The organism is Thalassotalea insulae, assembly GCF_030161395.1.
GTDB classification, from domain to species: Bacteria; Pseudomonadota; Gammaproteobacteria; order Enterobacterales; family Alteromonadaceae; genus Thalassotalea_E; species Thalassotalea_E insulae.
On the sequence record NZ_BSST01000001.1, the window covers coordinates 162,476 to 175,933 of the forward strand.

15 protein-coding genes are annotated in these 13,458 nt (G+C 38.8%); 6 read left to right on the top strand and 9 right to left on the bottom strand.

Annotated features, from left to right (window positions below; all coding sequences use genetic code 11):
- Nucleotides 1-26: 26 nt before the first annotated feature.
- The 9 genes from QQK06_RS00780 to QQK06_RS00820 all read right to left on the bottom strand — a co-directional run bounded on the left by QQK06_RS00780 (nt 27) and on the right by QQK06_RS00820 (nt 9,320).
- Nucleotides 27-1,103, bottom strand: coding sequence for a protein-glutamate methylesterase/protein-glutamine glutaminase (locus QQK06_RS00780; RefSeq protein WP_284242608.1), 1,077 nt, complete (start codon nt 1,101-1,103; stop codon nt 27-29).
- A 32-nt stretch (nt 1,104-1,135) separates the two neighbouring features.
- On the bottom strand, nt 1,136-1,801 hold the full coding sequence (gene cheD, locus QQK06_RS00785; RefSeq protein ID WP_284242609.1) for a chemoreceptor glutamine deamidase CheD: 666 nt from the start codon (nt 1,799-1,801) through the stop codon (nt 1,136-1,138).
- Between the two features lie 15 nt (nt 1,802-1,816).
- Nucleotides 1,817-2,662, bottom strand: coding sequence for a CheR family methyltransferase (locus tag QQK06_RS00790; protein ID WP_284242610.1), 846 nt, complete (start codon nt 2,660-2,662; stop codon nt 1,817-1,819).
- A 9-nt stretch (nt 2,663-2,671) separates the two neighbouring features.
- Nucleotides 2,672-5,314, bottom strand: a complete 2,643-nt coding sequence (locus tag QQK06_RS00795; RefSeq protein ID WP_284242611.1) for a methyl-accepting chemotaxis protein — start codon at nt 5,312-5,314, stop codon at nt 2,672-2,674.
- 207 nt (nt 5,315-5,521) lie between these two features.
- On the bottom strand, nt 5,522-6,010 hold the full coding sequence (locus QQK06_RS00800) for a chemotaxis protein CheW (RefSeq protein ID WP_284242612.1): 489 nt from the start codon (nt 6,008-6,010) through the stop codon (nt 5,522-5,524).
- Between the two features lie 25 nt (nt 6,011-6,035).
- Nucleotides 6,036-6,548: a chemotaxis protein CheW gene (locus QQK06_RS00805; RefSeq protein ID WP_284242614.1), complete on the bottom strand. Its 513-nt coding sequence runs from the start codon at nt 6,546-6,548 to the stop codon at nt 6,036-6,038.
- Nucleotides 6,549-8,633: a chemotaxis protein CheA gene (locus tag QQK06_RS00810; protein WP_284242615.1), complete on the bottom strand. Its 2,085-nt coding sequence runs from the start codon at nt 8,631-8,633 to the stop codon at nt 6,549-6,551. It abuts the gene before it with no gap.
- Nucleotides 8,634-8,639: 6 nt separating this feature from the next.
- Complete coding sequence (locus QQK06_RS00815) at nt 8,640-9,002, bottom strand: response regulator (protein WP_284242616.1); 363 nt, start codon at nt 9,000-9,002, stop codon at nt 8,640-8,642.
- Between the two features lie 42 nt (nt 9,003-9,044).
- A complete protein-coding gene (locus QQK06_RS00820; protein WP_284242618.1) occupies nt 9,045-9,320 on the bottom strand; it encodes an STAS domain-containing protein in 276 nt (91 codons plus the stop codon).
- 259 nt (nt 9,321-9,579) lie between these two features.
- Here QQK06_RS00820 and QQK06_RS00825 point away from each other — a divergent pair, with 259 nt between their 5' ends.
- From QQK06_RS00825 to QQK06_RS00850, 6 genes are all read left to right on the top strand, one after another.
- Nucleotides 9,580-10,800: a M24 family metallopeptidase gene (locus tag QQK06_RS00825; RefSeq protein WP_284242619.1), complete on the top strand. Its 1,221-nt coding sequence runs from the start codon at nt 9,580-9,582 to the stop codon at nt 10,798-10,800.
- 126 nt (nt 10,801-10,926) lie between these two features.
- Nucleotides 10,927-11,490: a septation protein A gene (locus QQK06_RS00830; RefSeq protein ID WP_284242620.1), complete on the top strand. Its 564-nt coding sequence runs from the start codon at nt 10,927-10,929 to the stop codon at nt 11,488-11,490.
- Nucleotides 11,491-11,503: 13 nt separating this feature from the next.
- Nucleotides 11,504-11,806 (top strand): YciI family protein, encoded by a 303-nt coding sequence (locus QQK06_RS00835; RefSeq protein WP_284246548.1) that lies wholly within the window; start codon nt 11,504-11,506, stop codon nt 11,804-11,806.
- Nucleotides 11,806-12,210: a lysozyme inhibitor LprI family protein gene (locus tag QQK06_RS00840; protein WP_284242621.1), complete on the top strand. Its 405-nt coding sequence runs from the start codon at nt 11,806-11,808 to the stop codon at nt 12,208-12,210. The genes QQK06_RS00835 and QQK06_RS00840 overlap by 1 nt, the downstream gene beginning before the upstream one ends.
- A 291-nt stretch (nt 12,211-12,501) precedes the next feature.
- Complete coding sequence (locus QQK06_RS00845) at nt 12,502-12,912, top strand: hypothetical protein (protein ID WP_284242623.1); 411 nt, start codon at nt 12,502-12,504, stop codon at nt 12,910-12,912.
- A gap of 30 nt (nt 12,913-12,942) precedes the next feature.
- Entirely contained in the window at nt 12,943-13,443 is a 501-nt protein-coding gene (locus QQK06_RS00850; RefSeq protein ID WP_284242624.1) for a YchJ family protein, read from the top strand.
- Nucleotides 13,444-13,458: the final 15 nt, after the last annotated feature.

The following is a 13,458-nucleotide window of genomic DNA, read 5'->3' on the forward strand; positions in this document are numbered from 1 at the left end:
CTAAACAATTTTTTATCGTGGTACTTTCAAAACGCTTCCTTCATTTGCTTTTTATCTAGCTCGGCGTAGCTCAGTAATAACTCCGGTATTTGTTTAAGTTCACAGATATCCGTATGAGCGTTAAGTTGAACAGCGCTGCCCGGCATACCCCATATCAAGCTGGTATTTTTATCCTGTACTAAAGTGCGCGCCCCTTGCATTTTCAACGCAAGCATTGCGCGAGCACCATCATTTCCCATTCCAGTTAGCAACACCGCTTGCACATTGTTTGCCATTGGTAACAGTGAATGAAATAACACATCCACCGAAGGTTTATGACGGTTAACTAATGCACTATCTTCTAACACACAAAACAATGAACCGTTTTTTTCAGTAACCTTCAAGTGCTGATCACCTGGTGCAATATAAGCGTAACCTGTCTTAATTTTCTGCCTGTGCTTTGCCTCCTGCACACAAATATGACAACTTTCATTGAGTCGTTCAGCAAAACGAGCACTAAAGGTTTTAGGAATATGTTGGGTGATCACGATAGCAGGACTGTTACTGGGGAGGTTAACCAGCACGCTTTTTATCGCTTCCGTGCCACCAGTTGACGCACCAATGGCGATTAAATGGTTCTCTCTTTTAGTACCATTAAACGGCAACGGTTGTGTTAAATTAATATCAGATACAGACTGTACTAATGAATATTTTTTTTGTTCGACGGTCATTGCCGACTTAATTATAGTTAGCAACTGCTCTTTAAAATTATCTTTAGATGCAATAAGGGTTTCAAAACTCGGTTTTTCAATGAAGTCCAAAGCGCCAAGTTCTAACGCCCGTAACGTAATATCTGCCCCCTGAGAAGTTAATGTCGACAGCATCACAACGGGCATGGGTCTTAAACGCATTAAGTTTTCTAAAAAAGTAATACCGTCCATTTTGGGCATTTTAACGTCTAACGTTAACACATCGGGATTGAGCTTTTTAATTAACTCCCGGGCAATATATGGATCTTCTGCTTCACCAACCACTTCGATTTGTGAGTCGCTAGATAATATTTCACTGACAAGATTTCTGATCACCACAGAATCATCAACGATCAATACTTTAATTTTTCTCATATCAATATAACGCCTGATAATTCATACAATTGTCAAAATAATTCAATATCACCATCCACTGGTTCTTTATCAATATGATTACGATAATCAAACTCTCTTTTAACAATAGTATCGTTATGTAAGTTATTCAATTTTTTGACAAAAGCTTTACCTGTTTTGGGATGAAACAGCACTTTTCTTGGAAAGCAATCACCAAGATCAGCGCTTTCTAAAACGATGTTTTCTTGTGCCAAATATTGACGGGCAAACTCAATATTTTTTTGGCCAATATCAGACATCTGTTTGAGTACTTTCCCACCACCAAAAAGTTTAGCTCTAAGATTTATCCGCCGACCACCACATTTTAAAATCAAATTAATCAAATGCTCCATGGCAAAATTTCCATAACGAGTCGCATCAGATGTCAAACCTCTTTGCCCCCATTCCACTTCGTGCGCTTCTTTTTCAATCAAAGGCAACATAAAATGATTCATTCCCCCTATGCCTAAACTTTTATCCCAGATACAAGCAGCAATACAGGAACCTAACGTAGTGGCAATTAAAATATCGTCTTTAGTCATATAAAATTCGCCCGGCAATATTTTTGCAACTACGCTTGCTCGTTCTTTATCCCAGTAGTGGTTGATATGTGAAAATTCAGGCAGACAAGTGGTAAGAGATTGTGCTACATGGATATTTTTTTGATTATTAAAGAGCATCCTAGCCTCATAGCCCTAAAAGGGCTTTCTGAAAATTGTTCGTCCAACATTCTTAAAATATTGTTGGTAATGTCCCAAGTTTTCGCTATGTCCTAAAATCAACAAGCCACCAGGAGCTAGCATTTCGTAAAAGCGTTCAAATAATTCAATTTGCGTTTTTTTATCAAAATAAATAATCACATTACGACAAAAAATAATATCGAACGGCCCCTTCATCGGCCATTGATGTAACAAATTTAACTCTTTAAATGTCAATAGATTACGTAGACATTGAGCAACTTTTACCTTGTGAGCATTTTCCCCTGTCCCTTTAATAAAATACGGTTTTAAATATACCGAAGGGACATCTTCAATACGCTTTTCGTCATAAATACCAGCTTTTCCCTTTGCTAAAACATTACCATCAATATCCGTTGCTAATATCTTAATATCCCAAGAAGATAAAGACTGCTTACAACTCTCATATACGATAGCCGCGATACTATAGGCTTCTTCGCCGGTCGATGTAGCTGACGACCAGATACGTATTCTTTGTTGCTGTTTATTTCGTTTCAACAGTTGTGGTAATTCTATTGACAGTAAATAATCAAAGTGATGCTTTTCTCGAAAAAAACTCGTTAAATTCGTTGTGATCGCGTTAATAAAGTAGTGTTTTTCTTGTTCAGGGTTTTGCTTTAATAATTGGCAATATTGACTGAAAGACGCGAGTTTACGTTCTTTGATCACACGCGTGAGGCGGCGATAGACCATCTCACGTTTACTTGCATTTAAAACAATGCCGGCTGTGTCATAGACAAACTGACAAACAAAATTAAACTCTTTGTCCGTCAGACGAAATGGCCGTTCTCTGATGTCGTTCATAGGCAAACACTAAAATTCTTCCCATTCTTGATCTGAAACGGTTCTTTCTCGTTTGATCTGACTTACCGGGGCCGGCTGCGCAAGCACTTGCTCGCTGCTACTGACAATATTGGCAATTGGTGACCGACTAAAGCTATCATCGTCATCATTGCTAAAAAACGCTACTTGTTCTAATAACGACTGAGATTGCTCTTCCATTGATTTACTAGACGCTGCCGCTTCTTCAACTAACGCCGCATTTTGCTGCGTCATTTCATCCATTTGACTAACAGCGGCACTCACTTCACCAATACCTGCAGCTTGCTCTTTACCGGCACTGTCAATATCACCGATCATTTTCTCAACATCCTCAATCGCTGCTACCAACTCAGTAAAGGTTTGCCCGGTTTCATCGACCAATTTAGTGCCTTGGCCGACAGCATCGACACTATCGTTAATCAACCCTTTTATTTCTTTCGCAGCCCCGGCTGAGCGTTGCGCTAAATTTCTCACTTCTGCAGCGACAACCGCAAAGCCTCGCCCTTGTTCACCAGCGCGAGCAGCCTCTACAGCAGCATTAAGGGCCAGTAAATTTGTTTGAAACGCTATTTCATCAATAACGCTAATAATATCGGCAATTTTATTGCTGGATTTATTAATATCACTCATAGCAGTAATGGCATTTCTCACCACTTCACCACCATTAGTTGCCTTATCCATCACAGATTTTGATAATTTACTCGCTTCTGAGGCATTTTCTGCATTTTGTTGCACTGTACTGGTTAATTCTTCCATCGCCGACGCCGTTTCTTCTAAACTTGACGCTTGCGACTCGGTTCGGTGACTTAATTCATTATTACCTTCGGCGATTTCACGAGCCGAATCAAAGACATTGGTCGATGCGGTGCGAATTTCATTCACCATGTTATTTAAGTTAGCAATAGATGCATTCATTGCGTCAGCAAGTGCTAAAAATTCTCCATCATATTGGCCATCCATCGTTTCTGTTAAGTTTCCTTTTGATAAGGATTTAGCGACACGAATAGCTTCATTTATCGGATTAACAATCGCATCCATTAGGCCATTAATGTTATTACCAAGATCTTGCATAAAACCTTGATAATCAGAAGTGTCTATTCGGCTATCCAATTTACCAGACGTCGCATCGTTGATTAATTTCTCCACTTGGCGTTGAGCATCTTTTTCCTCAGTAATATCGAGCCATTGCACAACGGTTCCCAAGTGATTTTTTTGTTCATCAAGTAAGGCAATTGCCATAAGGTTAAAACTCAACCCAGCAATGGATATTTCGCTTTCGTAAGGGAGGTTATCTGGGTTACCTAATAAGTTTTGTTGATGGGCCGGATTTTTATGAAAAGTATCAAAGTTAGTGCCCACGATATTATCAACACTAAATGATGAAAATACCGAACGTATACGCTCTTCTCGTCGACGTAACATTTTTTTCACCGCAGGATTAGCGTAGACAATATTGCCTTTGGTATCTGCCATCATAAAGTTTGTAGTACTACCTTCAACGGCACAAGTTAAGCGACCGACTTCACTTTGTTTATCCTTTAGCGTTTGTTGCATGTTCGCTATTGCATTAGTCAACTGACCAAACTCATCCGTATCCTCAGTTGATAAGTCATTATCCAAATTGCCTTTGGCAATACTATCAAAGGTCTGTATCGCAAAATCCATGGCATTAATCGCACTTCTGATAATAACAAAGGCAATAAAACAACCAACAACAACAACGACCAGAATCAGTGACACTTCAATATACATACTACTTTCTTTAGTTGCAGCCCGCTCTTCAAGAATTTCTGTTAATGCACTCATCACTGCATCGGTATAGCCATACACTTGCTCTACTGTTGCTGTAGTTTCCCCGTAATATTTAACTGCACCATAGTCCAAAGATGCTGACTGAATAATTTCATTATCAATTAACGCCACCATGTTGTTTACGGCATTAAACGCCTCATTAAGTTTTGATGAGAGTTGCAGTCTTGCCGCCGAATTTTCCTCAAAAATACGCTCACTGCCTGTTTCCAGACCTACCACCCAAGCTTTAATATTACTCAGCTTATCAAGTATCGCTATCTTCGCCTTATCATCAAGCGACTGCGCCGCAAGTACTTTAGCGCCTTGGGCACGGGAGACTCCTAGATCATTTGCCAGACTAGGTAATTGATTAGTAACCGCCAACATCATGTAATAGCTGTCGATATAAGCATCTAATGACAGGCCAGATTTATCAGCTACCAGTTGGATTAGAGCCAGAGTTTCTTTTACCACCAGATTGTGTCTGCTCATCGATTGCTGTGCTGAAAGCGATAAGTTAACCTCTATTAAATCCGTCCAGCTTTTTTTTAATATCTTCATTTCATTGGTCAATGAAAACGACTCAACATCTGCTAACACTTTAGCCAGCTCATTAAAATCGCCATTCACTTCTTGTTCTAGTGGTTTAAGGCGATTACCTAATGATTGATCGCCACCTAAAAAACCAGCAGAAGCCCCTCTGTGATCAGCAACATTTTGAGCAATACTCTGTAATGGCGCTATCGCTAAAATACCTTCACGACTACTACGAGCGACATTAACCTCATTGAGCGAAGTTGTAACTAGGTGGTATGTTGTTATTGCCAAAGGAATTAATATCATAAAAAAAGCTAAGCTTAATTTATAAGCTAGTTTTATATTGCCAAGTAATTTATTTAACATCATTTTCTCCGTTAATATTCTTTGATAAAAAGCGTAAACCTCAACTTTCTCAAAGCTATATTTCCTTAAACATGCGTACTTGCAGGGATGTCAAACTACCCAATAAACAATTTCTCACCTGGTTACACAAATTAATTCTTAATTTATTTAATCCACTATTTCAGCTAGTTCTTCTTTACTGGTGGCGCTATAAAGCTCATTCTGATCCAGTAATTTTTGCGTATCGAGTAGGATGATTAACTTCTCATCAATAGATGCAATACCATTTAAAAAACAACTATCGATATGACTACCAAATTCAGGTGCCGGGCGAATTGCTTCACTACTCACCTTATAAACATCAGACACTGAGTCGACAACGATGCCAATCGCATTCAATCGCTCTGATTTTTGGCTACGCAGAATAATAGTGACGGTTGTAGCGCTGTATTCCAAAGGTTCAATTTCAAACCGCTGCCGTAAGTCAATCACAGGAATAATGACGCCGCGAAGATTAATAATACCTTTAAAGTAATTAGGCTTATTCGGCAGTTCAGTGACTGAGCTCCATACACGAATTTCCTGTACATATAAAATATCAAGGCCAAATTCTTCGTCTTTGATTTTAAATGTTAAATATTCTTGCTCATCACTCATCGTCCCTCACCTTTTAACTTTTCCGCTAAATGCCTAATTGCTGCAGCGCATTGACATTTAAAATAGTGACAACACTTTCCCCAACATTAACCAGTCCCTGAATACTTTCCTGAGGAATAGAGCCAACAAAGCCAGAATCTGCCTGAATATCTTGTTCCTCAACATCAATAACGTCAGATACGGCATCAACAACAAAGCCCATTGTTTTCGTTGTTCCACCATTTTCTATGGTTAACACCATCACTACCGTTGAATCTAGATACTCAGCCCGGCAGATGTTAAATTTAAGTCTGAAATCAATAATAGGTACTATCAACCCGCGAATATTAATCACCCCTTTAACATACTCCGGTGAGTTAGGGATTTTAGTGGGTAATTCCCAACTACGAATTTCTTCAACACATAAAATATCGACGGCATAACATTCACTAGCCAGATTAAACATTAAAAATTGTTTACCATTTGAGATAAAATCGATCTCATCAACCATAGATTGATCGATATCAGGGATTTCATGAGCTAATGCTTGAATGTCCATTTAAACTTCTACCTCTGGGACTAATGAAGATAAATGACGCGTACTTGTAGCTTGTTGATCACCTATAGCCATTTGAATTAATCCGGTGACATCTAATATCATAGCGACCGAACCATCACCTAAAATAGTAGCGCCGGAGATCCCGTCAACTTGCTGGTAATTATCCTGTAAGCTTTTAATCACCACTTGTTGCTGAGCTAATAAATCATCAACCATTAGCCCTACTTTTTGCCCGTCAGCTTCAACTACCACCAATAGAGCGTCTTCTATCTTTTGATGCTGCACTTGAATATTAAATAATTGACCAACAGAGATAACCGGCACATTGTCTTCTCTAAGTCGATAAAGCACCATATCTCCTGAAACCCGGTTAATGTATTCAGCCTTTGCTTGCAATGACTCGACTATAGTGATCAAAGGAATAATGTAAATTTCACTACCGACACGCACCAATTGCCCATCCAATATCGCCAAAGTCAGCGGTAGGTTAACCTTAAAAGTTGAACCTTTATCTGGTTCCGATTCCACCTGAATCCGGCCTCCTAATGCCTGAATGTTCTTTTTCACCACATCCATACCAACACCACGACCAGAAATATCACTAATTTCTTTTGCGGTAGAAAAGCCTGGCTCAAAAATGAGATCAAATACCTGACTGTCACTGAATATGCTATGTTGCTCAACGATGCCTTTTTCAACCGCTTTATTAAAAACAGCCTCTCGGTCAATACCGCCGCCATCATCATTGATTTCAATCACGATACTGCCACCTTGATGGTATGCATCGAGGGTGATCTTACCTTTTGCATTCTTACCTTTAGCCCGACGTTCTTCAGCCGCTTCAATGCCATGATCAACAGCGTTTCTCACCAAATGCGTTAATGGATCGCCTATTTGCTCCATTACCGTTTTATCTAATTCCGTATGTTCACCCTTAATAATCAGTTCAATTTCTTTGCCCATTTTATTCGACAAATCATGGATCAAACGAGGAAAGCGATTAAAAGCAAAACTAATCGGTAACATCCGAATACGCATCACGCTTTCTTGTAATTCTTTGGTGTTTTGTAACAGTTGCTCTAAACCAGAAGTTAAGCGGTCTATTTTACTTAAATCAAAATCGTTACCGAGTTCGGATAACATTGACTGGGTGATCACTAATTCCCCAACCAGGTTGATCAAGCTATCCACCTTATCGACTCCAACGCGAATAGAACCGACATCCTGCTTTACTTTTACCGCTGTTTTTTGATTATTTTTAGGGTTAGTTTTAACCGTTTCCTGATTGGTTTTCGCTTGTTCACTATCCGTTAATTTATGTTCCTCAGCTGGTAATAATTGCTGTTGCTGTAACGACATATCCGTTTTTGTTTGCGTGATATTCAGTTGACATTCATCTTCAACCCACTCAAAAATTTCTCTGATTTCTTGTTCTGTTGCCGACGAGACTAATGTTAACTGCCAGCTAATATATATTTCTTTCGGATCAATATCGGTAATAGCTGGAAGCTCTTTACAATTAGCTTTTACTGTCAGACGGCCTAAATCGGCCAAGACATTAAACAGTAATAACGGATCATTACCGGTTTGCACTAAGTGGTGTTCAGGAATAAATTCGATTTGCCAGGTAGTTGCCGTACTTCGTTGTTCAAGCGTTTGCTCGTCTTGGCAAGAACTTTTTTCTGTACCAACTATTTTTGCTTTTTGATTTAACGCTATCGTTAATAACTTGGATGTTTCTTCTATTTTAGTGGTATCACATTGTTCATCGTCTCGGATCGCTTCGATTAACGAACGCATACAATCAACTGATGCTAATAACAACTCAACATCAGGTTGTACTATTGCCCGCCGGCCATCTCTCATTTCATCCAATAAGGTTTCAACTAAATGAGTAAACTCTGTTACATGCTCAAAACCAAAAGTACCAGCTCCGCCTTTTATCGAATGAGCGGCTCTGAAAATTGAATTAATAGTTTCATCATCTCCTTGCTCAAGTGTTAACAGACTCGACTCCATTAACTCAAGCCCTTCAAAACTTTCTTCTAAAAAGCTAGGAATAAACTGCGAGAGATCCACACTCATAATGATTTACCGAATCACTCGTTTAATTGTCGCCAACAACTTATCAGGATTAAACGGTTTAACCAGCCAACCTGTAGCGCCAGCAGATTTTCCTTTTAATTTCATGTCACCAGAACTTTCAGTGGTTAACATCAGAATAGGCGTAAACTTAAAATCATCTAACTGACGCAACTCACTACATAAAGTAATACCATCCATATTGGGCATATTGACGTCCGAAATGACTAAGTCAAAGTTATCTGCCTGTGCTTTGGCTAAGCCTTCGTGTCCATCTTTTGCTTCGACAGTCTCATAACCCGCACTTTTTAGGGTAAAACTCACCATATCGCGAATTGAGTTAGAGTCATCAACAACCAATACTTTAGACATACTTTTTTCCTTATATTGTAAAAATCATCTATACGGCCAATGCTAGCTATTGAAATACGGCGCTAAAATAGGCTCATCAATTCCTAATGCCCTAATACTTTGCTCAATAATGGAAGATTGGTTTTGCCAGATAAGCGTTTTCTTTTGCGTCACCACATGAGAAACCATCGTAAGTAATAACTGTATGCCCACAGTATCAATTAGGCTGACACGACTGGTATCTAGAGTGATGTCATTATGGCTAGCGACAAATTCAAGAAATAATGATTGATATTCATCAACATTTGCAATGGTAAGTTCCGTGGGCAATATAAACATTCCCTGTCATTCCTTTGGCCGAATTTCTTTTATTCATTATATTGAAAGATATAATATTATTTGATTATCGCAAGAAATCGGTCAAAAAAAGCACATTTAATTATTACGCAAAGCAGCGAAATAACAGCGCTTAAGTTATCGCGAAAGATAAAATACAACTCAGCCTTATTTATCACTGCCCCTGTGTATATTGTATAACATCATAAAACCCAGTATCATCTGTGCGACTTATCGTTAACCAAAACATTGAGGAACTTCCATGACAATAGGCGTCGGTGGCTCAACCGCAGAAGCTGAACTTGCACAGCTGTCAGATATGACAACCAATGTAACCCCCATTTCATCGCAGGAATACCAAAAACGTATCGCTCGCGCGCAAGAGATTATGAAACAACATAATATTGCAGCAACTTATGTTAATGCCGGTACTAACCTGTATTATTTTACCGGCACTCGCTGGTACGCCAGTGAACGTATGGTGGGCGCAATTATTCCGCAATCTGGTGATATTCAATATATAGCGCCTTACTTTGAAATCAACACGCTTGAACAATACATGCAAATAAAGGGGAAAGTATGTCCTTGGCAAGAACATGAAAGCCCCTACCAACTATTTCTTAATACCTTATCATCGATGGGTATTGAACAAGGTACGATCGCTTTTGATGAATCCACCGCTTTTTTTATCGTAAATGGTATCGACAAATTATCTAATAACTACCAGCTCGTCGATGCAAAGGACATTACCGCAGGTTGTCGTATGCAAAAATCCAGTAGTGAAATTGCATTATTACAACAGGCTAAAGATATGACTTTAACCGTACAAAAGGCAGCCGCACGTATCTTACGACCAGGTATCAGTACCAAAGAAGTTGAACAATTTATTGATCAGGCCCACCGCAAGCTAGGTGCCCCCGCTGGTTCCTATTTTTGTATTGTATTATTTGGTAAAGACTCGTCATTCCCTCATGGAGTTGCTCACCCGAAGACACTTGAGCCCAATGACATCGTTCTGATAGATACAGGATGTCAAATCGAAGGTTATAACTCAGACATCACCCGCACTTATGTGTATGGCGAAGCCAATGACAGACAAAGAGCGATGTGGGATATTGAACGACAAGCACAACAGGCAGCATTTGATGCCGCCCAAATTGGTAGCCCTTGTGGTGATATTGACGTTGCAGCCCGTAATTATATTGCTAGTCAAGGCTTGGGACCTGATTATCAAACTCCCGGTTGTCCACATCGTACCGGACATGGCATAGGTTTAGACATCCATGAATGGCCATATTTAGTACAAAGCGATAAAACCCCATTAGCCCAAGGTATGTGTTTTTCAAATGAACCTATGTTAGTGATCCCAGATGAATTTGGTGTGCGTTTAGAAGATCATTTTTATATGACAGAAACAGGTCCTAAATGGTTTACTGAACCATCCTATTCCATTGACGATCCTTTTGGTTATCAGCAAAATTAATTGATTACTAAATAAAGAAGCGCAGCAATCAGTTGCGCCTCTTGCGAGTAATTAAGCAAAAATTTAGTTGGCTCACACCAATAGGTTAGTTAGAATTGCAGGATACTTGAGCAATCTAAAGACAATATGCACGCACTTTTTGAATATTTGCCACTGGTCATCTTCTTTGTTTTTTACAAATTTGGCGACTTATATTGGGCCACGGGCTCACTCATTGTAACTTCTGCTCTGCAAATCTTATATTACCTCTACAAAAAACAGCCAGTACCAAAAAGAAACTGGATATTTTTCGGCTTAATTGCCCTTTTTGGTGGTTTAACAATATTCTTGCAAGATGACAGCTTTATCAAATGGAAAGTCACCGTCATTAATGCCATTTTTGCACTGGCGTTGTTGATCAGTAACCATGTATTTAATAAAAACCTTATTAAAGACATGATGGGTGAAAACTTGCCATTGCCAGAGAATATCTGGGGTAAACTTAACTTTGCCTGGGCAATGTTCTTTTTAACCTGTGCAATATTAAACATTTACATTGCCTCTAATTACTCTCAGGAAACCTGGGTCAACTTCAAGGTCTTTGGCTTAATGGGCTTAACGATTGTTTTTGCCATCGTTAGTGTATTTTCCCTATATAAATATCTGCCACAAGATGATGAACAGACCTCAAAAAATCAAGATAACCAGTAGAATTTGAACTATGATGTATTATTTAATTTATAGCGAAGATGTTGAAAATAGTTTGCCATTACGAATGAAAGTACGAGAAAAACATCTAGCCCGCTTAAGCCAATTACAACAGCAAGGGCGCCTATTAGTTGCAGGCCCATGTCCGGCTATTGACAGTGAAAATCCAGGTGATGCTGGTTTTACTGGATCATTAGTGATAGCAAAATTTGAAAGTTTAGCACAAGCACAAACTTGGGCAGACACCGATCCGTACATCAGCGCAGGTGTTTACCAACGCGTTACCGTAAAACCCTATAAAAAGGTGTTACCTGCGTAATGATGAATCAATTTTTACTTATGCTAAGTTTCGCACTATCACTGATATTTACTAAAGCGCATGCATTTCAGGCAAAAACGGTTAATGAATGTGAGCAATCCTATCAAACCACTTCTGAGCTATCCCAATGCCTAGATTTGGTAAAAGATGTTGTCGATAAAGAGTTGCAAACCTGGATTAATAATCAAATATTTGTCTTAGAAGAGTTTGCCATTGTCACCGGACGACGCTCTGCACTGGAAATGTTTAAACGCTCTCAGCGAAACTTTATCACTTATCGTGAGAATGATTGTCGCTGGCAATATCTGCATATTTCACCTGGCACAGGCGCCGCATCCGCCTATAAAAAATGTTATATTTTGCTCACTCGCGATAGAATAAAAGAGCTCAGTCGCCTGAATTAACATTACTATTACCTTTCAATACGCACCTTTTACTTTCGCTAGAAGGTGCAATTTCTAACTGCTAATAACGTCTCTAAAAACTCTACACTTAACTACCTACAACTCACTTGCAGGTAGTCCTTTATTAATAAATTTATTACCACTGTTCTTTTAACTCTACAACCAAACATCACTCACTAGAGCTTAACAACAAATTGAATTTAGCTTAATTTTTACACTTGCATTACTGTATAAATTAATATACTGTTTATATATACAGTATATTAATTATCTTTTTGAGGTATTGTGAAAATGTTAACTTTTACTCAAACATCATTGAACGCAAGCGCTCCTTATAACAACAACTGGATTGATGTAAGAAATATCAATAATGAACAAAGCTGGTTAGCACAATACACGGATATTTGTTTACAGCATAAAGTAAATAATAAATGGATATTAATGATAGATCCCGAAGATCAATCTTTAGAACAATTAAGTAAGACCCATCATGTAGATACCAGTAGAATTTTAAAAGTAAATTCATATAACGGAAAAGTGAATTTAGAAAATCTCGGTTTCGCACTGTGCAAAGGGAATTGTGCGGCGGTGATTTTGTCAAATACCCAGTTAAAAGATGAAGATCTGTTCAAGCTTAACCAATGCGCACAACAAGGTAAAACCGCTTGTATCGTGTTAACTAATCAGCAACAATTGCACTAATTAATTACATTAAAATATTTAAGAAGATTAATGAGCTGTTATTGTGGAAACAAAAATGCATTTGAACAATGTTGCCTACCGATCATTTTAGGCAACAAACTCGCAAGCACGCCAGAGCAGTTAATGCGCTCAAGGTACAGTGCCTATGCTGCTCGATATCCACAATACATTTACGACAGTTATGCCTGCGAGCCTCAGAAAAATCAGTCGCTTGATGAGATCACTCAATGGGCTGAACAAACACTATGGTTAAAATTAACCATAGTGGCAAATGATACTGCTCCCCTTGATAGTATTAAGCATAGTGAGCATGAAAACTTACCAAAAGTTCACTTTAAGGCGTTATATTTAGATGGTAAGCAATTTTGCCTGATGGAAGAAATTTCACGTTTTATTAAAGAAAATGGGCAATGGCGCTATCTTGATGGTGATATTATCTATCATGAGGCCCTGCCAACGCCAAAACGAAATGCCCCCTGTCTATGCCTTAGCGGTAAAAAATTTAAACACTGTTGCGCACTAAAATATTAACCGCTATTTTGCCTT

What these genes read in the sequence shown, in the direction of transcription:
- cheD (WP_284242609.1), bottom strand. Translation starts at nt 1,801, where the DNA reads ATGCTCTTTAATAATCAAAAAAATATCCATGTAGCACAATCTCTTACC.
- QQK06_RS00850 (WP_284242624.1), top strand. Translation starts at nt 12,943, where the DNA reads ATGAGCTGTTATTGTGGAAACAAAAATGCATTTGAACAATGTTGCCTA.
- QQK06_RS00780 (WP_284242608.1), bottom strand. Translation starts at nt 1,103, where the DNA reads ATGAGAAAAATTAAAGTATTGATCGTTGATGATTCTGTGGTGATCAGA.
- QQK06_RS00805 (WP_284242614.1), bottom strand. Translation starts at nt 6,548, where the DNA reads ATGGACATTCAAGCATTAGCTCATGAAATCCCTGATATCGATCAATCT.
- QQK06_RS00835 (WP_284246548.1), top strand. Translation starts at nt 11,504, where the DNA reads ATGTATTATTTAATTTATAGCGAAGATGTTGAAAATAGTTTGCCATTA.
- QQK06_RS00800 (WP_284242612.1), bottom strand. Translation starts at nt 6,010, where the DNA reads ATGAGTGATGAGCAAGAATATTTAACATTTAAAATCAAAGACGAAGAA.
- QQK06_RS00845 (WP_284242623.1), top strand. Translation starts at nt 12,502, where the DNA reads ATGTTAACTTTTACTCAAACATCATTGAACGCAAGCGCTCCTTATAAC.
- QQK06_RS00790 (WP_284242610.1), bottom strand. Translation starts at nt 2,662, where the DNA reads ATGAACGACATCAGAGAACGGCCATTTCGTCTGACGGACAAAGAGTTT.
- QQK06_RS00815 (WP_284242616.1), bottom strand. Translation starts at nt 9,002, where the DNA reads ATGTCTAAAGTATTGGTTGTTGATGACTCTAACTCAATTCGCGATATG.
- QQK06_RS00795 (WP_284242611.1), bottom strand. Translation starts at nt 5,314, where the DNA reads ATGATATTAATTCCTTTGGCAATAACAACATACCACCTAGTTACAACT.
- QQK06_RS00825 (WP_284242619.1), top strand. Translation starts at nt 9,580, where the DNA reads ATGACAATAGGCGTCGGTGGCTCAACCGCAGAAGCTGAACTTGCACAG.
- QQK06_RS00830 (WP_284242620.1), top strand. Translation starts at nt 10,927, where the DNA reads ATGCACGCACTTTTTGAATATTTGCCACTGGTCATCTTCTTTGTTTTT.
- QQK06_RS00820 (WP_284242618.1), bottom strand. Translation starts at nt 9,320, where the DNA reads ATGTTTATATTGCCCACGGAACTTACCATTGCAAATGTTGATGAATAT.
- QQK06_RS00840 (WP_284242621.1), top strand. Translation starts at nt 11,806, where the DNA reads ATGATGAATCAATTTTTACTTATGCTAAGTTTCGCACTATCACTGATA.
- QQK06_RS00810 (WP_284242615.1), bottom strand. Translation starts at nt 8,633, where the DNA reads ATGAGTGTGGATCTCTCGCAGTTTATTCCTAGCTTTTTAGAAGAAAGT.